We start from the raw sequence: 24,602 nt of genomic DNA, 5'->3' as shown, positions 1-24,602 counted from the left end.
GGATCGGCATCGCCTCCAGCCGATATCCGAAGCGGTGCATCCGCCTGCGCCACGCCCCAAAGGTGAACGTCGAGCAGTCACGCTTGGTGCATCGCCGAAAGTTCGCCGACCAGATGATCGGCGAATCCTGCCGACGCCACCGACAACACCCGGTCGCGCAGCGCCATCAGCACCAGACGGCTGGGCGGCAGGCTGCGTTCGTCGATCGGTATCGCGCGCAGCCTCGGGTCGCCAGCCGTGCCGAGCGCGATCTGGAAGCTCACGCCGCCGGATTCGCGCGCGAAACTGCGCATCATCTCGAACGAGTTGCAGACCAGCGACGCGACCGGCTGTTCCGACGAATGCTCCAGAAGATCGTCGATCACGCCGCGTCCGGACAGCGTGCCGTCGGGCAGCGCCACCGGGTATTCGAGGCAGTCCTTCAGGCGGACGCTGTCGCGTCCGGCCAGCGGATGGTCGGCCGCCACCACCGCGCAGGTGCGCTGGCGGGCCTGCGCGAGGATGCGCATGCCGCGCACCGGCGGCGGATTGAAGACCAGCGCCAGATCCACCTCGAAATCCACCAGCGCCTGCACCGCGCGCTCGCGGTCGAGCACCTTCACGGCAAAGCTCACACCCGGATGGCCGGCCTGGAATCCGACCATCGCGCGCGGCAGGAAGGCCGGTGCCAGCGCCTGGCTAGCGGCGATCGACACCTCGCCGCGCCGCAATCCGCGCAGCGACTCGATCTCCGAGCGCACATGATCGAGATCGGCCGCGCGCCGTCTCGCATAACCGACGAACAACTCGCCCGCGGCGGTCAGTCGTACGCCGCTGGGCAGGCGCTCGAAGATCGGCGTGTCGAGTTCGCGCTCGAGCTCCTTGATGCGGCGGTTGACGGCCGAGGCGGCGACGTGCAGCGTCTCGGCTGCGCTGCGGATCGAGCCGCAGCGCGCGACGGCGTCGACGTACTTGAGATATCTCAGGTGTTGCATGCCGATCCACTGCAATAGCGATGCCCGTATGGGTAAACCGGGTTGCACGGCACAGGCTGCCTGCTCATAATTATCGGTAATTACCGAAAATTACGGTTCGAACGGAAGCGCCATGCGTCTCGTACCCGATTCCCTGCACCAGGAGGTGGCCGGTCTGCTGCGCGAGGAAATCTTCTCGGGCACGCTCACGCCGGGCAGCTTTCTCGACGAAGCGGCCCTGTGCACCCGTCTCGCCATATCGCGCACGCCGCTGCGCGAAGCACTCAAGGTGCTGACCGCCGAAGGGCTTCTGCGCCACGAGCCGCGTCGCGGCTGCTTCGTGGCCGAGGTGACCGAGCGCGACCTCGACGAGATCTTCCCGGTCATCGCGCTGCTCGAAGGCCGTTGCGCATGGGAAGCGGCACGCAACGCGAACGATGCGGACATCGCCGCGCTAGAGGTGCTGCACGACAAGCTCGGCAAACACGCGCGCGCCAAGCGCATCGGCGACTACTACGCAACCAATTTCACCATCCACGAGGCAGTCATCACGCTGGCCGACAACCGCTGGCTGGCGCTGGTGATTGGCGATCTGCGCAAGATACTGAAGCTCGCCAGGCTTCAGCAGCTCACCGTGCCCGGTCGCATGGCGCAGAGCCTCGCCGAGCATCTCGCGGTGTTCGCCGCGATCAAGGCACACGACAGCGACGGGGCGGAAGCCGCGATGCGAACCCATCTGCACCGCCAGCGCGAAGCCCTTCGCGCCGTGGCGGCCCAACCGAAATCGAGGCTCGCCTGATGAATGCTTCCACCTGGATCGCCCGCAACGTGTCCCGACTGCGCCCCGGCGCTGCGGCGCCGCCCGACGAAGCCGCGTCGGCGCTTGCGCCTTCTGTCCCCAAGGAAAAGAAACCCGTCACGCCGCCGCGTTCCCTGTCCGAGCGGCTCGACGTCACGCTGCGCCGTCACGACGAGGCGATGGCACCGCGCACGCTGCGCCGCGCGCTCGCCGATCTGCTGGCGGTGGTCGATGCCCGCGTGAGCGAGGTCGAGGCCGGTCGTCGTGCCTGCGAGGTCATGAAGTGGTATGCCGGTCTCGAGTCGGCAGAGCGCCGCGACGTGTGGCTGCTCATCAGCGAGCGCTTCGCACCGGACCCGAGAAAGCTCGGAAGCGCCCGCGCCCGGCATGAGGCGGCCGTCGGTACCGCTGACGAAGGACAGGCCGAAGTCAATCTGCGGCGCGCGCTGTCGTCGCCGCGCGCGCGCCTGCTGCAGCGCTTCACGATCGACCCGGAGGGCATGCGTTTCCTGGTCGATCTGCGGGCGGAAGTGCTGCCGCACGTCAAGGGCGACCGCCGGCTGGTTCCACTGGATTCCGAGCTGGAGCATCTGTTCTCGACCTGGTTCGATGTCGCCTTTCTCGATCTGCGCCGCATCAGCTGGGACTCGCCGGCGTCGCTGATCGAAAAGCTGATCGAGTTCGAGGCGGTGCACGACATCAAGAGCTGGGCCGACGTGAAGAACCGGCTCGACAGCGATCGCCGCTGCTACGGCTTCTTCCATCCGCGCCTGCCCGGCGTTCCGCTGATCTTCGTCGAGGTGGCGCTGGTCGACCGGATCAGCGACGGCATCGTGCCTCTGCTCGACGAGGCCGCCGCGCCGGTGTCGGCCGACAAGGCGACGACGGCGATCTTCTATTCGATCAGCAATACGCAGGTCGGCCTGCGCGGCGTGAGCTTCGGCGATTCGCTGATCAAGCGCGTGGTCGAGACATTGCAGGCCGAGTTTCCGAAGCTCAAGGTATTTGCGACCCTGTCGCCGGTGCCGGGTTTTCGCGGATGGCTGTCCAGGCATGCGGGCGACATGCTTGCGCGGCTCGACGACAAGCGCGCTGCCGAACTTGGCCGTGCGCTCGGCTCGCTGCCGCCGACGCCCGAGCGGTTGATGGCCGCGGCGGACGATGCGCTGGCGCTCGACGCGAAATCGCCGGTCCGCCAGATGCTGATGCAATGCGCCGCCGAGTACCTCGGCCGGGCGTCGGCGGATGGCAAGCCGGTCGATCCGGTGGCGCGCTTCCACCTGGGCAACGGCGCCCGCGTGGAGCGGCTCAATTGGGCCGGCGATCCGTCGTCGAAGGGCATGAAGCAGGCGTTCGGGCTGATGGTCAATTACCTCTACGACCTGAAGCGGCTCGACAAGCACCGTGCGTTGCTTGCCGACGGCAGGGTGTCGGTGTCGCGCAGCGTCGACGGACTCTTTCTGAAGGGAGCGGCGAAGAGCCAGAGCTGAAACGAGAGTGTGCGGAAATTTCAAATAACGAGACGACTCGACAGGAGACGACAAGATGATTCAGGACTTTCAAAGACGCGACTGGCTTCGATGGGCCGCTGCAGGCGCTGCGACCGCGACGTTCGGCCGCGCGACGCTGGCACAGACCGCCGCAGGCTGGCCGACGCGTCTGGTGACGATGGTCGTGCCGTTCCCGGCCGGCGGCGGCACCGACGCCTTCGCGCGGCCGCTGTCCGCGCATTTCACGCGTGCCGCTGGCCAGACGCTGGTGATCGACAACCGCGGCGGTGCGGGCGGCACCGTCGGCGCGACCATTGCCGCCAAGGCGGCGCCGGACGGCTACACCGTGTTCATGGGTGCTGTGCACCATGCCATCGCGCCGTCGATTTACCCGAAGCTGGACTACGACCTGGAGCGTGACTTCGTTCCGCTGATGCTCTTGGCCAACGTGCCTCAGGTGGTCGTCATCAATCCGAAGCGCGTGACTGCCACGACGCTGCAGGAATTCGTCGCGCAGGCAAAGCGCAATCCCGGCAAGCTCAACTACGCCTCGGCCGGCGCCGGCACATCGCACCATCTGGCGGGCGAGCTGTTCAAGCTGCAGACGGGCACCTTCATCACCCACATTCCGTACCGCGGTGCAGGCCCGGCGCTGCAGGACCTGATCGCCGGCAACGTCGACGTGATGTTCGACGGGCTCGGTTCTTCCGCACAGCACATCAAGGCCGGACGCATCAAGGCGCTGATGGTGGCCGGCGGCAAACGCAACCCGGCATTCCCCGACGTGCCCTGCGCCAGCGAGGTCGGTCTGCCCGACTACACCGTCACCACCTGGTACGGCCTCTGGACGCCGCGGGGCACGCCCGCCGATGTGCAGGGGAAGATCGTCGAGGACATGAAGAAGGCGCTGGCCGCCGACGACCTCAGGGCGATCTGGACCAACAACGGATCGGAAATCCCGAATGTCACGATGGCCGCTTTCGGCGGCTTCGTGAATGCGGAAATCAAGCGCTGGGCAGCCGTCGTCAAGGCGTCGGGCGCCAAGCTGGAGTAACCACACAAATGATCAACGCCAATCTTTTCGCCGCGCTTCGCGCTGCATTCCCTGCCGATCTCGACGCCGTCGCGGTCGAAACCGACGACGGTCTTCTCTATTCGTGGCGCGATCTCGACCATGCGAGTGCCAGGATCGCCAACCTGCTCGACGCACTCGAACTCGAACCCGGCGCGCGTATCGCGGTGCAGGTCGAGAAGTCGGTCGAGGCGATGATGCTCTACCTGGCGACGCTGCGCGCTGGCTATGTCTTCCTGCCGCTCAACACCGCCTATCGCGGCGGCGAGATCGCCTATTTCATCGGCAACGCCGAGCCGGCCGTCGTGGTCTGCAGCAGCGCGAATGCCGATTGGGTCGCGCCCATCGCGCAAGCCGCCGGCACCCGCCACATCTTCACGCTCGACGACGACCGCAGCGGGACGCTGCTCGAAGCCGCGGCGCAGTGCAGCGATTCGCACGCCGTGGCGCACAAAGCCGCCGACGACCTGGCTGCCATCCTCTACACCAGCGGCACGACCGGGCGCAGCAAGGGCGCGATGCTGTCGCATGCCAACCTGCATTCGAATGCCGCGGTGCTGAAGGATTACTGGGGCTGGACGGACGGCGACGTATTGATCCACGCGTTGCCGATCTTTCACGTGCACGGCCTGTTCGTCGCCATCCATGGCGCGCTCATCAGCGGCAGCAAGATGATCTGGATGAACAGGTTCGACCCGAAGCGCGTGGTCGGACGGCTGCCGGACGCGACGGTCTTCATGGGTGTGCCGACGCTCTACGTGCGCATGCTCGCCGAGCCGGGGCTCACGGAGGCGGCCTGCCGCAATATGCGCCTCTTCATTTCCGGCTCGGCGCCGATGCTGATCGAGACCTTCAACGACTGGAAGTCGCGCACCGGCCACACCATCCTCGAGCGCTACGGCATGAGCGAAACGGCGATGCTGACGTCGAACCCGTACCACGCAGTGCAGGGCGAGCGGCGCGGCGCGACGGTCGGTTTTCCGCTGCCCGGCGTGAACCTGCGGGTTCGTTCGGCGCCGAATGCCGACGAAGCAACAGATCCGGCAGCCGAGTCGCGCGATTGCCTGACCGACGAGATCGGCAACATCGAGGTCGCCGGCCCGAACGTCTTCTCCGGCTACTGGCGCATGCCGGAAAAAACCCGCGAGGAGTTCACCGCCGACGGTTTCTTCAAGACCGGCGACGTCGGCAAGATCGACGGCTTGGGCTATGTCACCATCGTCGGCCGCAGCAAGGACCTGATCATCAGCGGCGGCTACAACGTCTACCCGGCCGAGATCGAAGGTGCGATCAACGAGATGCCTGGCGTGGCGGAAAGCGCCGTCATCGGCGTGCCGCATCCGGATTTCGGCGAGGTCGGCGTGGCGATCGTGACCGCGCGGGCCGGGTCGACAGTGGATGCGGATGCAGTGCTGGCCGGCCTCAAGGCGCAGCTCGCGAATTTCAAGATTCCGAAGCGCTGCTTCGTCGTCGGCGAGTTGCCGCGCAACACGATGGGCAAGGTACAGAAGGCGCTGCTGCGCGACGAACACAAGGCGCTGTTCACGCCAGCGGCAGCTACAGCACCTTGACCGCGCGGCCGATGAACTGGATCGGCCCGGTCGGCCGGTCGATCGGCGAGCCGGCGGCCGGCTCCAGTGTCAGCTCGAACAGCTGATCGGCTTCGAGCGGTGGCAACTGCTCGATCGGCACTCGGATCGAGCGACCTGGCGTCACCAGGCCAAGCGACACCGGCCCGCGCCATGCGTTGGCCTTGGTCCAGAACTGCAGCGACCTGCCTTCGGGCACCGGCTGGTTGCCGAGCGGTATCAGGCTGAGCTGCTGCGCACCGCCGCCCGCGGGTCGTGCGCCGGTCTGGACGACCCAGCCGGGCGCCTTGTCCGCCGGAGCGACCAGCACCACCATGTATTGCGGCGCGGCCGGCGCGAACGAGCGGGTCACCAGTACGGCGGCCATCACGGCTGCGGCAGCGAAACCGGAGCCTGCGAGACCACGCCACAGCTGCAGGCTGTTCCACCAGCCGGTGCGCAGCTCCGATCTGGCCGCCTGCTTGGGCGCCGCTGCGACGTGCATATTCGACATCGGCTCGACGCTTCTTGCGATGCGTGGCCACAGCGCCTGGGAAGGGTCGGCCGGCGGCACAAGCGCTACGAGCGGATGCAGCCTGACTTCCCACGCATCGACTGCGGAGCGCAAGGCCGCATCGCCGGGCAGCCGTTGCTCGACATCCGCACGCTCGACAGACGACAGCGTGCCAAGCACATACTCGCCGGCCAGCGCCTGGATGTCGTCGTCGGGACGAGGATTCATCGAATCGGTCATGCCATGCATTCCCGCAGCGACCGCATGCCGCGCTGGATCCAGGCCTTGACGGTGCCAAGCGGATTGCCGGTGCGCGTGGCGATCTCGCCGTGAGAGCAGCCGTCGACGTAGGCCAGCACGATGCATTCGCGCCGACCGTTTTCCAGTTGTTCGAGACAGGTATCGAGCCGTCCGAGCGAGACACGGACTTCGCCGGCATCGGTGGTTTCGGCATGTGCGGCGAGCGCCATGTCGTCCTGAAGCGCCGCCGTGGCTTCTTCGTCGACATGCACGTCGCGCGAATTGCTGCGGACCCAGTTGAGCGCCGCATGGCGGACCACGCTGTAGATCCATCCGCGGGCGGCACCGCGCGTGGCGTCGAAGGTCATGGCGCGCTGCCAGATGCTGACGAAGGCGTCGTGGAGCACGTCCTCGGCATATTGGCGCTGGCGAACGATGCGCAGCGCAACGCCGAGGAGGTAGCGGCTCTCGCGCTGGTAGATCCGCGCGAGTGCCTGCCGATCTCCCTGGGCGCAGGCGAAGAGCGCGGCTTCATAGTCGAAATCTTCGGAGGCTTGAGGGGGCGACAAGGGGCGGTCACTGGAGGTGGGGGAGCGTCGATGTTAGTCGAGCGCTCTCTGGTGCCGCCTCGGTGACTGCCCTGTATCCGTCGTGCCTTGATGGCGCTCAGGACGCCTTGTAGAAGATGTAGTCGGCCTGATACTTGACGGTCGTCTTCTGACCCTTCGTCATGGGCGTGCAAGGCGTCATCGGTGCGACGCCGCCAGTCAGCGCGACGCGCTGGATGTAGGTCACGCCGGTCATCGCGCCAGTGCCCATGGCCGGGTTGGCCTTGACGAGCTGGTAGGGGAGGCTGGTCGCGCCCGATGGTGCGACGGCGACCTGCGTGGCGGTCAGCTTGGAGCCGTCGTTCGATTCCCAGGTGGCTGGCGGGCCGTAATACTTGCCGACCAGCTTGCCGCTGCGATCGCTGAGGGTGGCGTTCGGGCCGACGAACACCCATTCGGTCTGGCCGGGCATGTTCGCCTTGTCGCGGCATTCGTAGGTGATGTCGCCGGCGCCGACGGTTTCCATCGCGACCTTGTTGCCTGCCGGTACCTGAATGGTCGGCGGCAGGCTGGCCTGCGAAAACATCGGGGCGGACATGCCCATGTTGCCGCAGGCGACGAGGAGGGCGGCTGAAGCGGCGACGGCCGAAACTGCGACGGTGCGGAAAGCGTTGCGATGCATGAGAAGCTCCTGAATGGGATCGGACGGTTGGTAGAAAAGCCAGCAGCGTTGACTGCTATGAGGTACTACCCGGCCGAATGGCTTCTGGATGCAGGCAGGCGCAGATTTATTTTGAAAGAGACTTCATGGAAATCCGTCGGTTCGTTGAAGGCGAAGAGGCTTCGCTCTTCCGTGTCTTCTTCAGCGCAGTTCATCGGGTCGCTTCCCGCGACTACACGCAGGAGCAGGTGGCCGCATGGGCGCCAGAAGATATGGACATGTCAGCCTGGGCCGAGCGCATGCGCACCATTCGATCATTGCCGATGTGCCCGTAGGCTACGACTATCTGTCTGTTGGAAGTTTTTCAGCAGATGTCGGCCAGACCGCAGAGCCGTTCTTCGCATACTACGGCTTTCACATTGTCGAACGCCGGAGGCCTGTTCGGCGCGGCGTAACACTGCACAACGCGCTGATGCGCAAATCGCTTCAGCCCAGCGCCGTGTCCAGCAACATCATCACCACGAACCCAAGCATCAGCCCACCCGTCGCATAGGCCTCATGCCCTTGACGATGCGACTCCGGGATGATTTCGTGACTGATTACGAACAGCATGGCGCCTGCGGCCAGCGCCAGGCCCCACGGCAGCAGACTCGCCGAGATGCCTATGACAAGCACGCCGAACACGGCAGCCAGCGGTTCGACCAGGCCCGACAGCACGCCGAGCCCCGCCGACTTCACCCGGCCGTAACCGACGCTGCGCAGCGCAAGCGCGACAACCATGCCTTCGGGCACGTCCTGGATCGAAATGCCGGTTGCCAGCGCAGTTGCGCCGACCGGGTCCGCGCCGGCGTAGGCGACCCCGATCGCCAGGCCTTCGGGAAGGTTGTGCAGCGAGATCGCAAGCACGAACAGCCAGACGCGCTTCATCGCCTTCGCGGCGGGACCTTCGAGTCCCTTGACGAAATGCTCGTGCGGCACGAGCCGGTCGATGGTAAGCAGGGCTGCGGCACCGATCAGGATGCCCATGCCGACGATGCCGCCCGCACCCCAGCTGCCTGCACCGCCGGCCTTGGCAGCGGCCAGCGCCGGAATCACGAGAGAAAAAGAGGTCGCAGCGAGCATGACGCCGGCGCCGAAGCCCAGCATGGTGTCATAGGTGCGCTGCGAGAATTGTTGGGAAAGCAGCACCGGCACAGTGCCAAGCGCCGTCGCGAATGCCGCAAAAAGTCCGCCGAGCAACGCGCCTTTCATGCGCGCATCGCCAGCTGCGATCTGCGAAGCGGTCTGCCAGCAGACGATGGCGATGCCGGTCAGGACCACAGCCGCACCGACGCGCAGCTGCCAGGTACTCATGATCGAAGCCGGCCCCGGAACCGCGATCAGCGTCGCATCGGTCGTTGCGGGGTTTGTTTCCAAGGTCGACTCCTGAGTAAAGACTGTCAGCGCGTCAGACGAATGCCGAACTGGTGTTCAGTGTGCCGTTGACGCCGTTCGGGAAGAAACCGCCGCGCATGCTTGCGTCCTTCGTGAGGTAGACGATATTCAGCACGTCACCCGGCGTGCGACTGTAGGCGATACCGTTCGCGTCGAGCGGAACGATGTTCGACGTGTCGGCAGTGCCGGTGATGCCCTGATCCACATCGGTCGACGCATCCAGCGAATCGCGCGCATTGGAGATCGCATCGGCGCTTGTACGCAGCGACGGGGTCTGCAGCCCCTTCGAGTACAGAACCGTACGCACAAGGCCGGCGTGATAGGCCTCTGCGGCAAGGATGCCGGCGGCAGCTTCGAGGTATGTCTTGTTGGTGATCAGCGGCGCGGCGCCCTTGTATGCGGTGACGCCGACATCTTCGAAGATGAACGCGCCGAGAAGAAAAGCCTCATCGCTGGCATACGGATCGAATGCCTGGCCGGCCGTGATCAGGCCGGCGGCCACGGCTGCAGAAGAGAAGGCACTTCCGACGCTGGCGCTGACGTCGATGGTCGGTTGTGCAACCGCCGCGCTGCCGAGTGCGGCGCGCAGGAAACGCACGTGGTCTGCCTCGTCCTTGGCGATCTCGCGTGCATATTGCGCAACGATTGGATCCTTGAACGGCACTTGCCGACCGCCGAAGACCGTGCCGCGCGTGCCGGTACCGCCGAGCTGGCTTTCCGGAAGTCCGACGCCGAAGACTGCATATTGGTAGAACTGCGCCTCGAGGTACTCGAGATTGAGCGCGAAGTTGAGGATGTCCACGTCCGTCGGACCGGTGGTCGACTGGCCGATGGCATTGTTGCCTCCGCCGCCGCAGGCCGCCAGGATGGCGCCGCCCGCCATGCCGGCCGCGTAGCCGCTGCTCTTGCGGAAGAAATTGCGTCGTTCAGTCCGCTTCTCGGTCTGTTTCTGCAATATGTCGAGGGTTACAGCATTTCCAAGCATTTCATCTCCTGCGCGGCGCGCTTCGTTCCCGTCGCTGTCGCCGCATTACGTGGACCGCCGCAACACGGCGTGCTGCGGAACCTGATCAGGCAGCCGGACTTCCGGTCGCCTGAGGTGACTACGGCGCCTGCCGCCCTGTAGATTCAGAAAAGTCGGTAAACGGATGTATCCGACGCTAAGTTCTTGCGTGCGGTCAGTCCGGTAGCACGGTCGATGCGGTCGGCTCTTCGGGCGTCACGCCGTTCTGCGTGTTGCGAAAACGTGCGCTCACTTCGTAAGCCGTCTTGCGGACGCGCATCACGGAGCCGATCGGACGATGGGCAGCAAGCGCGTGCCATGGTGCGAAAGACATGCCGTCGTCGACCGCACGCGCACGTGCCTCGCTCCATGAAACCTGCGGCTTCGCGACGATGCGGCCGACCGTGACGAACGGGCTAAGGTCCTGCGGCCATTCGACCGAGGCATCCTCGACGGGCATGGCCTCGATGTCGGTGCAGAGTTGCACACGGATCTCCCATACGCCGCCCTGCTGCGCAAAGTGCGACAGCACTTCTTCGCGCAGGCCGTTCGGACGGTCGCTCAGGTCGACAGGTGCATCGGTAAGCGCCGTGAGTTCGGGCGACACGGGCGCTATCGACAGCTTTGCCATGTAAGGGCCGTAAAGCATCGGAACCTGAGTAAAGAACGTTTCGCCGAGGATGTTGGTTTCGGGGTGTCCGCCCATGGTCTTCAGCAGGCCACTTTCTCCACCGGCCTTTTCGACGATGGTTTCCAGGCCGCGCAATGCGGCAGCCAGCACTTTCTTCAGGCCCGGCGCCTTGTCGGTCGTGGACGCGAGCAGCTTCAGCGGCCGGAGGAATGCCTTGGCTGTCGGCGCACTGAACACCGGGCCGTTGACCATCAGAAAGTCCTGCGTGGTGCCGCTCTCCGCGCCGGCTGCCCGCTCGCCTTCGACGCCGAGAATCTTGATCGACAGGCCGCGCGGCGTGGAAATCGCATCGTCCAGCAGGTCGCCAGGCGATGTGGAGAAGCGCATGACCACCGGGTAGTTGCCGGCCTTCGCGAACAGGCCCTGGGCCAGCGTCGGGGGCAGGCCGGCCGGAATCTGCAACTCTGCCATCAGCAGGCCGTGGCTTTTGGCATGGACGCTGCGATAGGCATGACCTTCGTCCTTGTGGACGATCGAGGCGATCTTCACCAGCGTTTCTTCCAGTTCCTGGGTGGTCTGGGCTTCGTCTTCTTCCAGCGATTCGTAGGCCGGCTGATAGAGCAACGGCTCCGTGGTGCTGAGCGTGAGGTCGGACATCGGCAATCCTTTTGGTCGTTGTAATTCGACCGGAGTATTCGAGTCCGGGATCCGGTTCGTGTCAGGAAGCACGGCCCCCACCTGTCGGACAGCGCAGCACAGTTGATCGGGTCACTACCATCTGCGCCATGAAGACCATAGCGCTTTACGTCGTGACCGCATTGGCGGAAATCGTCGGTTGTTACTTGCCCTGGCTCTGGCTCAAGCAGGACAGGTCGGCGTGGCTGCTGCTGCCCGCCGCCGTGTGCCTGGCGCTCTTCGCATGGCTGCTCAGCCTGCACGAAGCCGCCGCCGGTCGCGTGTATGCGGCGTACGGCGGCGTTTATATCGGCGTGGCGATCCTGTGGCTCTGGGCCGTCGACGGCATCCGGCCGACGCCCTGGGATGTGGCCGGCACCGTGGTGGCGCTGGCTGGCATGGGCATCATCATCTACCAGCCGCGCATTGGCTGAAGCGCGTCAGCGCGTCACTCCTGGCGGAAATCGATCACCACGCGCGACGGCACTTCGCCGTGCGCCAGTCTTGCGAAGACATCGTTGATGGCCGACAGCGGCTGCAGTTCGATATCGGCCCTGACCTTGCCCTCGGCCGCGAAGCCCAGTGCTTCCGCCATGTCCTGCCGTGTGCCTACGAAGGAGCCGCGGATGGTGATGCAGTTCGCCACCACGTCGAACAGCGGCGTGGGGAATTCGCCCGGCGGCAGGCCGACCAGCACGCAGGTGCCGCGCTTGCGCGTCATGCCGACGCCCTGTTTGAAGGCGGCCAGCGACGGCGCCGTGATCAGCACGCCATGCGCACCGCCGCCGGTCGCCAGCTTCACGGCTTCGATCGGGTCGCCGACCCTGGCATTCACGACCGCATCGGCGCCCAGCTTCGTGGCGTGCGCCAGTTTGCCGTCGTCGATGTCGACCGCGCAGACGTGCAGGCCCATCGCCTTGGCGTACTGCACCGCGAGATGGCCCAGCCCGCCGATGCCGGAAATCACGACCCATTGACCCGGTGTCGCTTTCGTCTCCTTCAAGCCCTTGTAGCTGGTGACGCCGGCGCAGATCAGCGGCGCCGCCTCGACGGCCGACAGGCCGGCCGGCACGTGCGCGACGTAGTTCGGATCGGCGAGGATGTATTCGGCGAAACCGCCGTTTCTGGTGTAGCCGCCGAATTGCGCCTCGGCGCAGACCGTTTCCCAGGCGGCAAGGCAATGCTCGCAGTGGCCGCAGGCCGAGTAGAGCCATGGCACGCCCACGCGGTCGCCTTCCTTCACGGCACTGACCCCTTCGCCCAAGGCTACGACGATGCCGATGCCTTCGTGGCCCGGAATGAACGGCAGTCCGGGCTTCAGCGGCCAGTCGCCGCCGGCGGCATGGAGATCGGTGTGGCAGACGCCGCATGCCTCGGTCTTCACGAGGATCTGGCCCGGGCCGGGCACGGGGACTTCGACTTGCCGGAGTTTCAACGGTTGGCCGAAGGCTTCGACGACGGCGGCTTGCATGGTGAGCGACATGATCAGACCGGCGCGTCGAGATGGACGGTGCGAACCAGCTTCTTGTTCACGAACTCCTGGATGCCCATGTTTCCGAGTTCTCTTCCGTAGCCGGAATCCTTGATGCCGCCGAAGGGCAGTTCGGCATCGGTCCAGTCGATGTTGTTGACGAACATCATTCCGGTGTCGACACGGCTCGCCACACGCTTGCCGCGCGCCTCGTCTTTCGTCCAGACCGAGCCGCCGAGGCCGAAGTCGGAATCGTTGGCCAGCGCGACGGCGGCGTCTTCGTCCTTCACGCGGAAGAAAGAGACGACCGGGCCGAAGAACTCGTCGCGGAAGGCCGGGTTTTCGGGTGCGATGTCGGCCAGGATCGTCGTTTGCATGAACGAGCCCGGACGGTCGATCCGCTTGCCGCCCATCAACAGCTTCGCGCCGTTGGCGACAGCGCCGTCGACCTGCGCTATCAGCTGCAGCAGCGCGCCTTCGCTGGAAAGCGGGCCGTGCGTGGTGGCTTCGTCCATCGGGTCGCCGGCCTTCAGCTTCGAAAGCGCCGCTGTGAATTGCGCAAGGAACGCGTCGGCGATCGACTCGACGACGATGAACCGCTTGGCCGCGCAGCAGGTCTGTCCGCTGTTGTACATGCGGCCCCAGACGGCCCACGGGATCGTTTTCGCGAGATCGGCGTCTTCGAGCACGATGAAAGCGTCGCTGCCGCCGAGTTCCATCGACGACTTCTTCAGGTTCCGCCCGGCACGCGCGGCGACGCTGCGTCCGGCCGCGACGCTGCCGGTCAGGGCGACGCCCTTGATGCGCGCATCGTCGATTACTTGCTCGGCTTGCGCGTGCGAGATCAGCAGGTTGGTGTAGGCGCCAGCGGGCGCGCCGGCGTCGAGCAGCAGTTTCTCGAAGGCGATCGCGCACTGGGGCACGCAAGCGGCGTGCTTGACCGCCAGCACATTGCCCGCCATGAGCTGCGGACCTGCGACGCGCGCGAGCTGATAGAAGGGGAAGTTCCAGGGCTCGACGCAGAACAGCACCCCGAACGGGCTGCTTTGCATGTGCGCTTCACCGGCTTTTGGGTTCAGCTTCACCGGTGCCAGGAACGATTCGGCATGGTCGGCGTAGTAGTCGAGGATGTCCGCGCTGAAGCTCACCTCGCCGCGCGCCTCCGAAATCCGCTTGCCCATCTCCAGCGTCGCCAGCTTCGCGAAGCGGTCGACATCCGTGCGGAGCAGCGCGGCGGCCTTCTTCAGGATCGCGGCGCGCTCGGCGTAGGCGGTGGTCTTCCAGGTCTGGAAACAGGCGTCGGCGGCGGCGAGCGCCGTCTCTAGCCGTGCGCTGCTGAAATGCTCGAAGCTCGCGATGAGCTTGCCGTCGTTGGGGTTGATGCTTTCGTAGGCCATTGGGTTTCCTCACACAAAACCCCAAGTTACGTCCGCACTCACGGAGCGATGTTGACCCAGGTCAGCAAACCGGCAGATTCACGATTCGCTTCAGCGCGTCCTGCGACACGATGCGGATGTGGCGCTGCTGCACTTCGACGACCCCGTCCTCGACGAACTTCGATAGCGTCCGGCTCACGGTTTCCAGCTTCAGTCCTAGATAGCTGCCGATTTCCTCGCGCGTCATGCGCAGCACCAGCTCCGACGAAGAGAATCCGCGCGCATGCAGGCGCTGCACCAGATTCAGCAGAAACGCCGCCAGCCGCTCCTCGGCGCGCATGCCGCCCAGCAGCAGCATCACGCCGTGTTCGCGCACGATCTCGCGGCTCATGATCTTGTGCACATGGCGTTGCAGGGCGGTGATTTCGCGCGAGAGCTCCTCGATGCGGTCGAAAGGCATCACGCAGACTTCGGAGTCTTCCAGCGCAACCGCGTCGCAGGTGTGGCGGTCGTTGACGATGCCGTCCAGGCCGATGATCTCGCCCGCCATCTGGAAACCGGTCACCTGGTCGCGGCCGTCCTCGGCCGTCACCCGGGTCTTGAAGATTCCGGTGCGGATCGCGTAGAGCGACGTGAAGCGCTCGCCGGCATGGAACAGCGTTTCGCGCCGCTGCACCTTCCGGCGGATCGCGACGATGTCGTCGATACGCTGCAGTTCCGCCGGCTGAAGCCCGATCGGCATGCAGAGCTCGCGCAGGTTGCAGCTGGAACAGGCGACTTTGATGGCTTCTGGGGTCATGGCAGGCGGGGGACTCGGTGCTGTGTTCGCGTATGCGATCTGCTGCAACGTCAAGGCCCCACCGGATTGTGTTCCAACTGTTAAACGCAATGCCTTGATTCAGATCAAGCAAAGTGCGCGCGCTTCGGCGCAAAGTGGACGGCACACCTCCAAAGCTACTTCAGAAGCCATCTCCGAAGCCCCGCATGCCGACCCTCCACAACCCCGCATCCGCCGACGTTCCCGGTCCGCGCTACACGTCCTATCCGACAGCCGATCGCTTCGTCGAAGCGTTCGGCAGCGACGACTACATGCAGGCGCTGCAGCAGCGAAAACACAGTGCGCGGGTGTTGCCGCTGTCGCTCTACGTCCATCTGCCGTTCTGCTCATCGCTCTGCTACTTCTGCGCCTGCAACAAGATCGTGACGCGTCATCCGGAGCGGGCAGACGAATACCTCGGCTATCTGGCACGGGAAATCGAACTGCAGGTCGCGCAACTCGGCCGGGGCGCGACGGTGAGCCAGCTTCACCTCGGCGGCGGCACGCCGACCTTCCTCGACGACGCGGCGCTCGGGCGGCTGATGGCGATGCTGCGGGACAACTTCACGCTCGCACCCGACGGCGAATACGCGATTGAGATCGATCCGCGCACCATTGATGCGGGCCGTCTCGCGCACATCAAGGCACTGGGCTTCAACCGGCTGAGCTTCGGCGTCCAGGATTTCGATCCGGCCGTTCAGCGGGCGGTGCACCGCATCCAGCCGGCGGAGCAGGTCTTCGATCTGGTCGCCGAGGCGCGAAGCATCGGCTTCGCTTCGATCAACGTCGATCTCATCCACGGCCTGCCGCTGCAGACGGCCGATTCGTTCGACCGGACACTGGCGCAGATCTGCACGCTGCGCCCTGACCGCATCGCGCTCTACGCCTACGCGCACATGCCCGAGCGTTTCAGGGCGCAGCGTCGCATCGATGCGAACGAACTGCCGGAATCGACGGCGAAGATCCGCATGCTGTCGCGTTCGATCGCGACGCTCAAGGCCGAAGGCTACGTCTATATCGGCATGGACCATTTCGCGCTGCCGGGCGACGCGCTCGCCGTCGCCAAGCGACAGGGCAGGCTGCACCGCAACTTCCAGGGCTACAGCACGCAGCCCGACGGCGATCTGCTGGCGCTGGGCGTGTCGGCGATCGGCCGCATCGGCGCGACCTACAGCCAGAACGCAAAGACGCTGGAGGAATACTACGACCTGGTCGAACAGCGCCGACTGCCGGTAGTGCGCGGGTTGGCGTTATCTCGCGACGACGTGCTGCGACGCGCGGTAATCATGGCTCTGATGTGCCAGGGGCAGGTCAGCTTCGAGTCGATCGCGCTCGGTCACCTGATCGACTTCAAGAGTTACTTCGCGAAGGAAATCGAGGCGCTGAAGCCGCTGGTCGCGCAAGGTTTCGTCACCGTCGGACCGCACGACATCGAAGTGACGCCGACCGGCTGGTTCTTCGTGCGGGCGGTGGCGATGATTTTCGATCGTTACCTGCAGGTCGACCGCGACCGCGCACGCTACTCGCGGATCATCTGAAGTTCAGCCGGTCAGCCCTTTCCAGAGCATGTACGCGGCCAGCAGATAGAGCAGGCTGGCGAACACGCGCTTGAGCTTGCCGACCGGCAGGCTGTGAGCGGCCCGCGCGCCGAGCGGCGCCGTCAGCACGCTACAGGCAGCGATCACGCCCAGCGCCGGCAGCCATATGTAGCCGAAAGCGCCTTGCGGCAGCCCTTGCACCGACTGGCCGCTGATGACGTAACCGGCCACGTTCGCGACTGCGATCGGAAAGCCGAGCGCCGCGCTTGTCGCGACTGCGGCGTGGATCGAGACGTTGCACCAGGCCATGAACGGCACGCTGATGAAGCCGCCACCCGCGCCGACCAGTCCGGACACGAACCCGATGACGCCGCCCACCGTGAGCTGACCGGCGGTTCCGGGCATCTGGCGCGCCGGCTTGGGCTTGCGGTCGAGAAACATCTGCGTCGCCGAGAAGCCGACGAAAAGAGAGAAGACGATGGCCAGCACGGAGCCCTTGAGCAGCGCGAAAACGCCGAGGCTGCCCGCCAGGCTGCCGATGACGATGCCCGGCGCCAGCCGGCGGACGATGTCCCATCGCACTGCGCCGCGCCTGTGGTGTGCGCGCACGCTGGATATGGAGGTGAAGACGATGGTCGCCATCGATGTGGCGATGGCCATCTTGACGGCGAGATCGGCCGGAACGCCGCGCTGGCCGATGATGTAGGTGATGAACGGCACCATCAGCATGCCGCCGCCGATGCCTAGCAATCCGGCCAGAAATCCGCTGACGAGCCCGAGTGCGGCGAGTTCGGCGATCAGCGAAGGTTCTAGCAACATAAGGTGTCTGCGGATGTGCACCGGACCCGCATCCTGAACCAGGGTTCAGGTGGGCGAGGGCAGCAAGACTTCGGGTTCATCTGACGCGAGATGATCACGCCCATCGAGCGATGTACCAAGCCCGGCTCCGGAGAGCATTGGAACAAGGAAATATTAAGCCCGACACACACCGCAGACACTTCGGATTCTAGGCGCCGATACGGCGGCGTGCGTATTCATTCAGAGCAAATGACTGTCGCCGGCAAGGGCTTGGTCCAGCCGCTGGACCAATTGGGCTGCACGTGCTTCGTCGGTATCGGGGTGCGAAGCGTCGCCGTTCGCCGAGTCATCCGCGCTCTCCGACTTCTCCGCTGCGGCCACCGCCATGGTGATCAGCGCAGCAGACGTCGCAGCCACCTGCTGGCCCAGGTCGTAGGCCAGGTTGAGCGATGCGAGCACGGCGATGCGGTCTCGCGCGCGCACCTTGCCGGCATCGCGGATCTTGCACATGGCGGTGTCTACCCGCTCGACCGCCTCGCGCAGTTCGGCTTCGCCGCCCTCGGGGCAGCCGAGCAGATAGTTCTGGTCCATGATCTGGACTTCGATCTGTTTCATGAGGCGGTGGAATCCTGCGGAGGAGTGGGAGACGCGTGCGGCGCATCGGCCGGAAGTCGCTGAAGGAGTGCATCGACACGGGTTCTTGCCGCAACGAGTCGCGCGTGGAGCGCGTCGCGCTCGCGCGTCAGCGACTCGACCTCATGCTGGAGCAACGCGTTGGTGCGCTGCAGCTCTTCGTGGCGAACGAGCAGACGTTCGACGCGCTCGGCGATCTGGTCGATGGGACTCGTGACGGGCATGGTCGGAGATTGTATGGGTGCCTTTATATGTCGGCAGCTTTAGAATCCGCCGCGTTGGTGCTCGTGCCGCTGTTCAGGCGGCGCAGTTCAACGGGAAGCAGGAAGCCAGAGCCCATCGGGCAGCGGTCAACCTGCGCTGCCCCCGCAACGGTCAAGCAGACGGCGCCGTCGAGACATCGAACGGCGCCGCTTTCGTCAATCAGCCACTGGGCGCCCTGAAACAGGTGCCTGGGAAGGCGGCGAAGGTTGGTCTGCCAGCCCGGATACCGGCCAACGAGGTGACGGCGTGCGCTCGCGCTTGCCGTCGTGACACCCAGATGTCCGGCGGGGAAGCCGGACAGGGTCCTGTTCTCGAGATCGGTTCCATGACACACAAAGTTTCTTCTTCAGGCGGTCGCCTGTCCGCGCGCGCCTGCCTTCGGCTGGCCGCACTGCCTCTGGCCGTCGCTACCGCATTTCCGGTGGTCGCGCAGTCCATGGCCGCCGCGCCCTCGCTCGGCGAAACGGTCGTCACCGCGGCACGCGTGGCGCAGCCGCTGTCCGACCTGGTGAGCGACGTCTCCATCGTCGACCGAGCGACCATCGAGCGCAGCGGCGCGACCGGTGTCGCCGACATCCTGGCGCGATTGCCCGGCATCGAGATGGTGCGCAACGGCGGCATCGGCAACACCACAAGCGTATTCATTCGGGGCGCGGAGCAGCGCTTCACAGCTGTCTACATCGACGGCGTCCGGATCGATTCGCAGACGACCGGTGGCGTGTCCTGGGAAGCCATTCCGCTGTCGCAGATCGACCGTATCGAAGTACTGCGCGGCCCGGCTGCGGCGGTCTACGGTTCGGACGCCATCGGCGGCGTGATCCAGCTCTTCACGAAGCGCGGCGACGGCAAGCCGATGCCTTATGTCGGCGTCGGTATCGGCAGCTACAAGCTGCGCCGGGGCGAAGCCGGTGTCAGCGGCTCGGCCGGGCCGGACAACGCCTTCGACTATTCGCTAGGGGTCTCGCGAGAAATCAGCGACGGCTTCGATGTGCGGCCGGAGCGCCTGCGCAATCTGGTGCGCACGGGAACCTTCGCTGCGGACGGCTTCTACAGCCCCGACCGCGATGGCTACGACATCACCTCGGCCAACGCGCGGCTCGGCTTCAGGATCAATCCATCGCAGCGAGTCGAACTCACGATGTTGCGCAGCGACACCGATTCGCGCTACGACACGCGTTCTCCCGTCCGCCTCGCAAGATATCCCGACGACACCAATGCCAACACGCTGCGCACCGTCGGCGCGGCCTGGATCGCCAAATGGAACGACATCTACAGCACGCGTCTGCAGGTCACCGACAGCAAGAGCACCTACGAGACCAACCCGTCGTTCTATCGGACCGAGACGCAGCTGCGCAACTACCTGTTACAGAACGAATTCCGCTTCGGCCCGCATTCGGCGACCGTTGCGCTGGAACGGCGCGAAGACCAGCTCGACAACGCAGCTACTGCGTTCGGTGATCGTCTGACGGGCAAGCGCTCGCAGAACGCGCTCGCGCTGGGCTACGGTTTCGTGCAGGGCCCGCACTCGGTCCAGTTGCATGTGCGCCACGACGACGACAGCGAATTCGGCGGCAAGACCACCGGCAGCGCCGGCTACGGATTTGCGATCACGCCGCAATGGCGTATCACCGCATCTGCCGGCACTTCGTTCCGCGCGCCGACGCTCTACCAGCGCTTCAGCGAATACGGCGTCGCCGGCCTGCAGCCCGAGCAGGGCCGGAACATCGAAGTCGGTCTGCGCTATGCAGAAGGTGCGACCAACGCGGGCATCGTCGCCTACCGCAACCGCGTGACCAACCTGATCACCTTCGACACCAGCTCGTTCGCCTGCACCGACGCGGTCGTCTCGGGATTCGGCGGCTGCTACGGCAACACCGCGCGCGCCGAGTACGAAGGCGTGACGCTCTCCGCCGGCCATCGCATCGGCGCCGTCACGCTGCGCGCATCGGCCGACTTCCAGGACCCGCGCGATCTTTCGACCGGCAACCAGCTGGCCCGCCGCGCGCGCAAGCACGGCACGGTCGGCGCCGACTGGGATGTCGCCGGATGGCGCCTCGGCGCTGAAATGCAGACCTCGGGCATGCGCTACGACGATGCGGCGAACCTTCGCAAGCTCGGCGGCTACACGGTATTCAACTTGGTGGCGAGCACGCAGCTCACGCGCGAACTGAGCCTGATCGCGCGCATCGACAACGTCGGCGACAAGGACTACGTGCTGGCCCGCACCTACGCGACCAGCGGACGCGCCGGCTACATCGGCCTGAAGTGGGCGCCGCAGTAAGTCTTTCCGCGGCGCAGCAGGGCGGATCGACCGCGGTCTGCGCCGCCGTGCTCGTGGCCGCGCCGGCCTCCGGGCAAGGCAAGACCACGGTCGCGGCGGCGCTCGCACGGTTGCATGCACGTGCCGGACGTCGCGTGCGGGCTTTCAAGTGCGGTCCGGATTTTCTCGATCCGCAATGGCTGGCGCTCGCTACCGGGGCGCCGGTGCATTCGCTCGATCTCTGGATGAACGGCGAGGACGATTGCCGCGCGCGCCTGCACGAGGCCGCCGCGTCGTCGGACCTGGTCATCGTCGAAGGCGTGATGGGTCTGTTCGATGGCGCGCCGAGCGCTGCCGATCTGGCGGAACGCTTCGGACTGCCGGTGCTGGCCGTGATCGATGCCGGCGCGATGGCGGGCACCTTCGGAGCGCTGGCGTTCGGGCTGCAGAACTTCCGCCCCGGACTGCCGTGGACCGGCGTGCTGGCGAATCGTGTGGCCAGCGAGCGTCATGCGGGCATGCTGCGCGACGCGTTGCGCGAGCCGTCGCAATGGCTCGGTGGTCTGCCGAAAGATGCGGGTTTCGCGCTGCCCGAACGCCACCTCGGCCTCGTGATGGCGCAGGAGACCGACGATCCCATGGCGCGGCTGGATGCCGTCGCGGATGCGCTGGCGAAAACGCCGCTCGGGCAGCGGCTGATCGGCGAGCTGCCGCAGGTCTGTTTTGCCGCGCCGGTTGCCGATGAGCCGGCCAGGTCAGGCTCGGCGCTGTTGGCCGGCCGCACCGTCGCCGTCGCGCGCGATGCGGCTTTCGCCTTCATCTACCCTGCAAACCTCGACGTGCTCGCCGCGCTCGGTGCGCGCCTCGAATTCTTCTCGCCGTTGGCAGGCGATGCGCTGCCGGCGTGCGATGCCGTGTGGTTGCCTGGTGGCTATCCTGAACTTCATGCGGAAAAGCTCGCTGGCTGCATGAAGTTGCGCGACGCGCTTGTGGCGCATGCAGTGGGCGGCAAACCGATCTGGGCCGAGTGCGGCGGGATGATGTCCTTGTTCGACACGCTGACGACGGCCGACGGCCAGGTGCATCGCATGTGGGGTTTGCTCCCCGGCGGCGTGACGATGCAGAAGCGGCTGGCCGGACTCGGGCCGCAGCGGCTGAAGACCGGCGCAGGCGAACTGCGCGGCCACACTTTCCACTATTCGACCTGCGAGACGGTGCATCCGGTGGCTGCACGCACCTCGCGACCTGAAAGCGCGCCGAGCAAAAGCGCTGGGCGCCCGTCTGGCGAAGCGGTCTACGTGCACGGCAGCGTGCGCGCCAGTTACTTCCACGCATGGTTTGCCTCGAACCCCGAAGCGACCGCTGAGCTGTTCCAGGCCCGATCGATCGAATTCGTACATGAGGACGCTGATGTCCGAGCGTGAACTGATCCTCGGTGGGCAGAAAAGCGGCAAGTCGCGCCGTGCCGAACTGACTGCCGCCGCGTGGCTGGCGGCTTCTCCGTCTCACTGCGCCGTCCTGATCGCGACCGCGCAACCGTGGGACGACGAGATGCGCGAACGCATCGCGTGTCACCAGGAAGACCGGGCGCAGCGGGTGCCCGGCTTGCGCACGGTCGAGGAGCCGCTGGCGCTCGCCGAAGCGATTGCCGCGCACAGCGCGCCGCAGACGCTGGTGCTGGTCGACTGTCTGACGCTCTGGCTGACAAACCGGCTGATGCCGATGCCGGACGTCGAAGCGCCGGCCGAGCCGCCGACGCAAGCCGTCGAGGCGATGATTAGCGCCCTTGCTAATGCGCGCGGCCCGGTGGTTCTGGTCGGCAACGAGATCGGTCTCGGCGTGATTCCGATGGGCCGCGAAGTGCGGGCTTTCGTCGATGCGCTGGGCCGCTTGAACCAGTCGGTCGCCGCAGCCTGCGACCGTGTCACGCTGATGGTCGCCGGCTTGCCGCTCACGTTGAAGGAAGCTGCATGACATCGCTGAAGTCCGTTTTGCTCTTTGCGGCGCTGGCGTTTCATGCGCTGATTGCGCAGGCAGAGATCGACGTGCGCGACGAACGCGGCATTACCGTTTCCTTGCCGAAATCGCCACAGCGCATCGTGTCCTTGCTGCCGTCGCTTACCGAATCGGTCTGCGCTCTCGGCGCCTGCGATCGGCTGGTCGGCATCGACCGCTATTCGAATTCGCCGGCATCGGTGCGGGCGCTGCCGCAGGTCGGCGGCGGGCTCGACCCGAACGTCGAGGCTATCGTCGCGCTGCGTCCCGACGTGGTGCTGCTGGCCAGGGCCTCGCGCGTGACGCAGCGGCTCGAGGCTCTCGGCATCAAGGTGGTCGTGCTCGAGCCGAAGAATCATGCGGATGTCAAGCGCGTGCTCGACGCGCTGGGCACGATCCTCGGCGTCGACGATGCGCAGCGGGTCTGGCGGATCATCGACGCCAGCGTGTCCGCGGCTGCGCAATCGGTGCCCGCATCGGCGCGCAACGTGCGCGTCTATTTCGAGGTCAACAACGGGCCGTACGCGGCCGGCGAAAGCTCCTTCATCGGCGAAACGCTGCAGCGGCTCGGCGTGCGGAACATCGTGCCGGCGACGCTCGGCCCGTTCCCCAAACTCAATCCCGAGTTCGTCGTGCGCGCGAATCCGGACGTGATCATGGTCGGTGTGCGCAGCGGCGTCGGCATGGAGCAGCGGCCCGGCTGGAGCGGCATCCGTGCGGTGCGCGAAGGGCGCGTCTGCCGTTTCGATGCCGACGCCGCCGACATCCTGGTGCGGCCGGGACCGCGAATGGGCGAGGCCGCGCGCCTGATGGCGAGTTGCCTGACAGGGCAGGGCGCCGCCAGATGAACATACAGCGGCGGCGCGCAATGCTGCTGGGCGCCGTTCTGGCTTGTGCGAGCGTGGTCGTGCTGCTGTTCGGGCTCGGCATCGGCAGCACCGGCGTCGAGAGCGTGCTGGCGATGCGGCACGACCCTGTCGCGCTGCAGATCGTCTGGGACATCCGCCTGCCGCGCACGCTGGGCGCCTGGCTGGCCGGCATGCTGCTGGGGCTCGCCGGCGCGGTGGCGCAGGGGCTGTTTCGCAATCCGCTGGCCGACCCGTATCTGCTCGGCAGCGCGTCGGGTGCGTCGCTCGGCGTCGCGCTGGCGCTGCTGGCCTTCGGCCATGTCGCGCCGGGCAGCATCGCCGGCATGCAGTGGCTGATGCGGCTCGGGCTTACCGGCGCAGCGTTTGCCGGCGCCGTGCTCGCGGTGCTGATCACGCTGACGCTGGCGAACGGCGTGCAGCAGTCGTTGCGGCTGCTGCTGGCGGGAGTGATCGTCGGCGTGGTGCTCGGCGCCATCAAGGACCTGGTCGTGCTCGGCTCGGCCGATCTGCTGCAGGCGATCACCGGCTTCATGCTCGGAAGCACCGGACTGGTCGGCTGGAGTGCCTGCGCGGTGATGGCGGCGACGGGCGCGTTGTGCCTGATCTGCGCCTGGGCGCTGGCGCCGGTGCTCGACGGGTTGGCGCTCGGCGAATCGACCGCTGCCAGCCTTGGCCTGCCGCTCGGCGCGATGCGCGTCGCGCTGGTCGCCGTGCTCGCACTGGCGACCGGCGCCGCCGTTGCACAGACCGGACTGATCGCCTTCGTTGGGCTGGCCGCGCCGCACCTCGTGCGCTCGGTAGTCAAGACCACTCACGCGGGACTGATCGTGCTGTCGGCGGCGATGGGAGGGCTGCTGCTGATGGCTGCGGACCTGCTGGCGCGCTGGCTGATCGCGCCACAGGAACTGCCGGTCGGCATCCTGACGGCGGTGCTGGGCGGCAGCTATCTGCTGTGGCTGATGCATCGACGCAATGCGCGGGGTGTGTCGTGAC

General features: G+C 66.0%; 25 protein-coding genes and 1 riboswitch. Of the genes, 12 read left to right on the top strand and 13 right to left on the bottom strand.

The annotated features are described in order from the left end of the window. Positions 1 to 77: 77 nt before the first annotated feature. On the bottom strand, positions 78 to 974 hold the full coding sequence (locus tag ACSFA3_RS03565) for a LysR family transcriptional regulator (protein ID WP_435504012.1): 897 nt from the start codon (positions 972 to 974) through the stop codon (positions 78 to 80). A gap of 112 nt (positions 975 to 1,086) precedes the next feature. Between ACSFA3_RS03565 and ACSFA3_RS03560 the strand changes: the two genes are divergently transcribed. Genes ACSFA3_RS03560 through ACSFA3_RS03545 form a run of 4 tightly spaced genes read left to right on the top strand, consistent with a single transcriptional unit; the run spans position 1,087 to position 5,885 of the window. Next, on the top strand, positions 1,087 to 1,752 hold the full coding sequence (locus ACSFA3_RS03560) for a GntR family transcriptional regulator (RefSeq protein ID WP_435504011.1): 666 nt from the start codon (positions 1,087 to 1,089) through the stop codon (positions 1,750 to 1,752). Beyond that, the gene (locus ACSFA3_RS03555; RefSeq protein WP_435504010.1) at positions 1,752 to 3,242 is read left to right on the top strand and encodes a malonyl-CoA decarboxylase; all 1,491 of its coding nucleotides are present in this window, start codon (positions 1,752 to 1,754) and stop codon (positions 3,240 to 3,242) included. Before ACSFA3_RS03560 ends, ACSFA3_RS03555 begins: the two co-directional genes overlap by 1 nt. Before the next feature lie 55 nt (positions 3,243 to 3,297). Beyond that, positions 3,298 to 4,296, top strand: a complete 999-nt coding sequence (locus tag ACSFA3_RS03550; RefSeq protein ID WP_435504009.1) for a Bug family tripartite tricarboxylate transporter substrate binding protein — start codon at positions 3,298 to 3,300, stop codon at positions 4,294 to 4,296. 8 nt (positions 4,297 to 4,304) lie between these two features. Continuing rightward, a complete protein-coding gene (locus tag ACSFA3_RS03545) occupies positions 4,305 to 5,885 on the top strand; it encodes a malonate--CoA ligase (RefSeq protein WP_435504008.1) in 1,581 nt (526 codons plus the stop codon). Here the strand turns inward: ACSFA3_RS03545 and ACSFA3_RS03540 are convergent. The 3 genes from ACSFA3_RS03540 to ACSFA3_RS03530 all read right to left on the bottom strand — a co-directional run bounded on the left by ACSFA3_RS03540 (position 5,872) and on the right by ACSFA3_RS03530 (position 7,866). Then, positions 5,872 to 6,624 carry an anti-sigma factor gene (locus tag ACSFA3_RS03540; protein ID WP_435504007.1) on the bottom strand — a complete coding sequence of 251 codons (753 nt, stop codon included), beginning with the start codon at positions 6,622 to 6,624 and terminating at the stop codon, positions 5,872 to 5,874. The two genes, ACSFA3_RS03545 and ACSFA3_RS03540, sit on opposite strands and share 14 nt — an antisense overlap. Positions 6,625 to 6,632: 8 nt before the next feature. Continuing rightward, positions 6,633 to 7,205: a sigma-70 family RNA polymerase sigma factor gene (locus ACSFA3_RS03535; RefSeq protein ID WP_435504006.1), complete on the bottom strand. Its 573-nt coding sequence runs from the start codon at positions 7,203 to 7,205 to the stop codon at positions 6,633 to 6,635. A 97-nt stretch (positions 7,206 to 7,302) separates the two neighbouring features. Further along, positions 7,303 to 7,866, bottom strand: a complete 564-nt coding sequence (locus ACSFA3_RS03530; RefSeq protein WP_435504005.1) for a DUF3455 domain-containing protein — start codon at positions 7,864 to 7,866, stop codon at positions 7,303 to 7,305. A gap of 125 nt (positions 7,867 to 7,991) precedes the next feature. On the opposite strand from ACSFA3_RS03530, the gene ACSFA3_RS03525 reads away from it, so the two are divergent. Continuing rightward, entirely contained in the window at positions 7,992 to 8,180 is a 189-nt protein-coding gene (locus tag ACSFA3_RS03525) for a GNAT family protein (protein ID WP_435504004.1), read from the top strand. Positions 8,181 to 8,331: 151 nt separating this feature from the next. Here the strand turns inward: ACSFA3_RS03525 and ACSFA3_RS03520 are convergent, their stop codons facing one another. The 3 genes from ACSFA3_RS03520 to ACSFA3_RS03510 form a co-directional block, all read right to left on the bottom strand. Then, positions 8,332 to 9,198: a ZIP family metal transporter gene (locus tag ACSFA3_RS03520; protein WP_435504951.1), complete on the bottom strand. Its 867-nt coding sequence runs from the start codon at positions 9,196 to 9,198 to the stop codon at positions 8,332 to 8,334. Positions 9,199 to 9,292: 94 nt separating this feature from the next. Beyond that, positions 9,293 to 10,264, bottom strand: a complete 972-nt coding sequence (locus ACSFA3_RS03515) for a ferritin-like domain-containing protein (protein ID WP_435504003.1) — start codon at positions 10,262 to 10,264, stop codon at positions 9,293 to 9,295. A 193-nt stretch (positions 10,265 to 10,457) separates the two neighbouring features. Then, the gene (locus tag ACSFA3_RS03510; RefSeq protein WP_435504002.1) at positions 10,458 to 11,570 is read right to left on the bottom strand and encodes a catalase family protein; all 1,113 of its coding nucleotides are present in this window, start codon (positions 11,568 to 11,570) and stop codon (positions 10,458 to 10,460) included. A 128-nt stretch (positions 11,571 to 11,698) separates the two neighbouring features. On the opposite strand from ACSFA3_RS03510, the gene ACSFA3_RS03505 reads away from it, so the two are divergent. Then, positions 11,699 to 12,022, top strand: coding sequence for a YnfA family protein (locus ACSFA3_RS03505; RefSeq protein ID WP_435504001.1), 324 nt, complete (start codon positions 11,699 to 11,701; stop codon positions 12,020 to 12,022). Positions 12,023 to 12,036: 14 nt separating this feature from the next. Here the strand turns inward: ACSFA3_RS03505 and ACSFA3_RS03500 are convergent, their stop codons facing one another. The 3 genes from ACSFA3_RS03500 to fnr all read right to left on the bottom strand — a co-directional run bounded on the left by ACSFA3_RS03500 (position 12,037) and on the right by fnr (position 15,234). Next, positions 12,037 to 13,071 (bottom strand): zinc-dependent alcohol dehydrogenase, encoded by a 1,035-nt coding sequence (locus ACSFA3_RS03500; RefSeq protein WP_435504000.1) that lies wholly within the window; start codon positions 13,069 to 13,071, stop codon positions 12,037 to 12,039. Positions 13,072 to 13,073: 2 nt separating this feature from the next. Further along, complete coding sequence (locus ACSFA3_RS03495; protein WP_435503999.1) at positions 13,074 to 14,456, bottom strand: NAD-dependent succinate-semialdehyde dehydrogenase; 1,383 nt, start codon at positions 14,454 to 14,456, stop codon at positions 13,074 to 13,076. A gap of 61 nt (positions 14,457 to 14,517) precedes the next feature. Then, a complete protein-coding gene (gene fnr / locus ACSFA3_RS03490) occupies positions 14,518 to 15,234 on the bottom strand; it encodes a fumarate/nitrate reduction transcriptional regulator Fnr (protein WP_435503998.1) in 717 nt (238 codons plus the stop codon). Positions 15,235 to 15,419: 185 nt separating this feature from the next. Between fnr and hemN the strand changes: the two genes are divergently transcribed. Next, positions 15,420 to 16,790: an oxygen-independent coproporphyrinogen III oxidase gene (gene hemN, locus ACSFA3_RS03485; RefSeq protein ID WP_435503997.1), complete on the top strand. Its 1,371-nt coding sequence runs from the start codon at positions 15,420 to 15,422 to the stop codon at positions 16,788 to 16,790. Positions 16,791 to 16,793: 3 nt separating this feature from the next. On the opposite strand, the gene ACSFA3_RS03480 is transcribed toward hemN, so the two are convergent. From ACSFA3_RS03480 to ACSFA3_RS03470, 3 genes are all read right to left on the bottom strand, one after another. After that, positions 16,794 to 17,609 (bottom strand): sulfite exporter TauE/SafE family protein, encoded by an 816-nt coding sequence (locus ACSFA3_RS03480; RefSeq protein ID WP_435503996.1) that lies wholly within the window; start codon positions 17,607 to 17,609, stop codon positions 16,794 to 16,796. A gap of 219 nt (positions 17,610 to 17,828) precedes the next feature. Continuing rightward, positions 17,829 to 18,203, bottom strand: a complete 375-nt coding sequence (locus ACSFA3_RS03475) for a cell division protein ZapA (protein ID WP_435503995.1) — start codon at positions 18,201 to 18,203, stop codon at positions 17,829 to 17,831. Next, entirely contained in the window at positions 18,200 to 18,445 is a 246-nt protein-coding gene (locus tag ACSFA3_RS03470; protein ID WP_435503994.1) for a DUF904 domain-containing protein, read from the bottom strand. Before ACSFA3_RS03470 ends, ACSFA3_RS03475 begins: the two co-directional genes overlap by 4 nt. A gap of 38 nt (positions 18,446 to 18,483) precedes the next feature. After that, a riboswitch (cobalamin riboswitch) is annotated at positions 18,484 to 18,734 on the top strand. A gap of 76 nt (positions 18,735 to 18,810) precedes the next feature. Between ACSFA3_RS03470 and ACSFA3_RS03465 the strand changes: the two genes are divergently transcribed. Genes ACSFA3_RS03465 through ACSFA3_RS03445 form a run of 5 tightly spaced genes read left to right on the top strand, consistent with a single transcriptional unit; the run spans position 18,811 to position 24,601 of the window. Next, positions 18,811 to 20,766, top strand: a complete 1,956-nt coding sequence (locus tag ACSFA3_RS03465; protein ID WP_435503993.1) for a TonB-dependent receptor domain-containing protein — start codon at positions 18,811 to 18,813, stop codon at positions 20,764 to 20,766. Further along, positions 20,751 to 22,169, top strand: coding sequence for a cobyrinic acid a,c-diamide synthase CobB (locus tag ACSFA3_RS03460; protein ID WP_435503992.1), 1,419 nt, complete (start codon positions 20,751 to 20,753; stop codon positions 22,167 to 22,169). Before ACSFA3_RS03465 ends, ACSFA3_RS03460 begins: the two co-directional genes overlap by 16 nt. Beyond that, positions 22,156 to 22,719 (top strand): bifunctional adenosylcobinamide kinase/adenosylcobinamide-phosphate guanylyltransferase, encoded by a 564-nt coding sequence (gene cobU / locus ACSFA3_RS03455; protein WP_435503991.1) that lies wholly within the window; start codon positions 22,156 to 22,158, stop codon positions 22,717 to 22,719. The genes ACSFA3_RS03460 and cobU overlap by 14 nt, the downstream gene beginning before the upstream one ends. Next, positions 22,716 to 23,588: an ABC transporter substrate-binding protein gene (locus tag ACSFA3_RS03450; RefSeq protein ID WP_435503990.1), complete on the top strand. Its 873-nt coding sequence runs from the start codon at positions 22,716 to 22,718 to the stop codon at positions 23,586 to 23,588. The genes cobU and ACSFA3_RS03450 overlap by 4 nt, the downstream gene beginning before the upstream one ends. After that, entirely contained in the window at positions 23,585 to 24,601 is a 1,017-nt protein-coding gene (locus ACSFA3_RS03445; protein WP_435503989.1) for a FecCD family ABC transporter permease, read from the top strand. The genes ACSFA3_RS03450 and ACSFA3_RS03445 overlap by 4 nt, the downstream gene beginning before the upstream one ends. Position 24,602 lies beyond the last annotated feature (1 nt).

Origin of the sequence: Variovorax glucosi, from assembly GCF_051216695.1 — a bacterium.
Taxonomy (GTDB): Bacteria; Pseudomonadota; Gammaproteobacteria; order Burkholderiales; family Burkholderiaceae_C; genus Variovorax.
The sequence above is the reverse complement of the archived record's forward strand: the minus strand, read 5'-3'. Positions and strand labels throughout refer to the sequence as shown.

Excerpts from the sequence above, each read along its gene's own strand:
- cobU (WP_435503991.1), top strand. The coding sequence starts at position 22,156 with ATGTCCGAGCGTGAACTGATCCTCGGTGGGCAGAAAAGCGGCAAGTCG.
- ACSFA3_RS03520 (WP_435504951.1), bottom strand. The coding sequence starts at position 9,198 with ATGAGTACCTGGCAGCTGCGCGTCGGTGCGGCTGTGGTCCTGACCGGC.
- ACSFA3_RS03540 (WP_435504007.1), bottom strand. The coding sequence starts at position 6,624 with ATGAATCCTCGTCCCGACGACGACATCCAGGCGCTGGCCGGCGAGTAT.
- ACSFA3_RS03480 (WP_435503996.1), bottom strand. The coding sequence starts at position 17,609 with ATGTTGCTAGAACCTTCGCTGATCGCCGAACTCGCCGCACTCGGGCTC.
- ACSFA3_RS03530 (WP_435504005.1), bottom strand. The coding sequence starts at position 7,866 with ATGCATCGCAACGCTTTCCGCACCGTCGCAGTTTCGGCCGTCGCCGCT.
- ACSFA3_RS03495 (WP_435503999.1), bottom strand. The coding sequence starts at position 14,456 with ATGGCCTACGAAAGCATCAACCCCAACGACGGCAAGCTCATCGCGAGC.
- ACSFA3_RS03550 (WP_435504009.1), top strand. The coding sequence starts at position 3,298 with ATGATTCAGGACTTTCAAAGACGCGACTGGCTTCGATGGGCCGCTGCA.
- ACSFA3_RS03505 (WP_435504001.1), top strand. The coding sequence starts at position 11,699 with ATGAAGACCATAGCGCTTTACGTCGTGACCGCATTGGCGGAAATCGTC.
- ACSFA3_RS03510 (WP_435504002.1), bottom strand. The coding sequence starts at position 11,570 with ATGTCCGACCTCACGCTCAGCACCACGGAGCCGTTGCTCTATCAGCCG.
- ACSFA3_RS03475 (WP_435503995.1), bottom strand. The coding sequence starts at position 18,203 with ATGAAACAGATCGAAGTCCAGATCATGGACCAGAACTATCTGCTCGGC.
- fnr (WP_435503998.1), bottom strand. The coding sequence starts at position 15,234 with ATGACCCCAGAAGCCATCAAAGTCGCCTGTTCCAGCTGCAACCTGCGC.
- ACSFA3_RS03470 (WP_435503994.1), bottom strand. The coding sequence starts at position 18,445 with ATGCCCGTCACGAGTCCCATCGACCAGATCGCCGAGCGCGTCGAACGT.
- ACSFA3_RS03545 (WP_435504008.1), top strand. The coding sequence starts at position 4,305 with ATGATCAACGCCAATCTTTTCGCCGCGCTTCGCGCTGCATTCCCTGCC.
- ACSFA3_RS03555 (WP_435504010.1), top strand. The coding sequence starts at position 1,752 with ATGAATGCTTCCACCTGGATCGCCCGCAACGTGTCCCGACTGCGCCCC.
- ACSFA3_RS03565 (WP_435504012.1), bottom strand. The coding sequence starts at position 974 with ATGCAACACCTGAGATATCTCAAGTACGTCGACGCCGTCGCGCGCTGC.
- ACSFA3_RS03560 (WP_435504011.1), top strand. The coding sequence starts at position 1,087 with ATGCGTCTCGTACCCGATTCCCTGCACCAGGAGGTGGCCGGTCTGCTG.
- ACSFA3_RS03515 (WP_435504003.1), bottom strand. The coding sequence starts at position 10,264 with ATGCTTGGAAATGCTGTAACCCTCGACATATTGCAGAAACAGACCGAG.
- ACSFA3_RS03465 (WP_435503993.1), top strand. The coding sequence starts at position 18,811 with ATGACACACAAAGTTTCTTCTTCAGGCGGTCGCCTGTCCGCGCGCGCC.
- ACSFA3_RS03445 (WP_435503989.1), top strand. The coding sequence starts at position 23,585 with ATGAACATACAGCGGCGGCGCGCAATGCTGCTGGGCGCCGTTCTGGCT.
- hemN (WP_435503997.1), top strand. The coding sequence starts at position 15,420 with ATGCCGACCCTCCACAACCCCGCATCCGCCGACGTTCCCGGTCCGCGC.
- ACSFA3_RS03500 (WP_435504000.1), bottom strand. The coding sequence starts at position 13,071 with ATGTCGCTCACCATGCAAGCCGCCGTCGTCGAAGCCTTCGGCCAACCG.
- ACSFA3_RS03450 (WP_435503990.1), top strand. The coding sequence starts at position 22,716 with ATGACATCGCTGAAGTCCGTTTTGCTCTTTGCGGCGCTGGCGTTTCAT.
- ACSFA3_RS03525 (WP_435504004.1), top strand. The coding sequence starts at position 7,992 with ATGGAAATCCGTCGGTTCGTTGAAGGCGAAGAGGCTTCGCTCTTCCGT.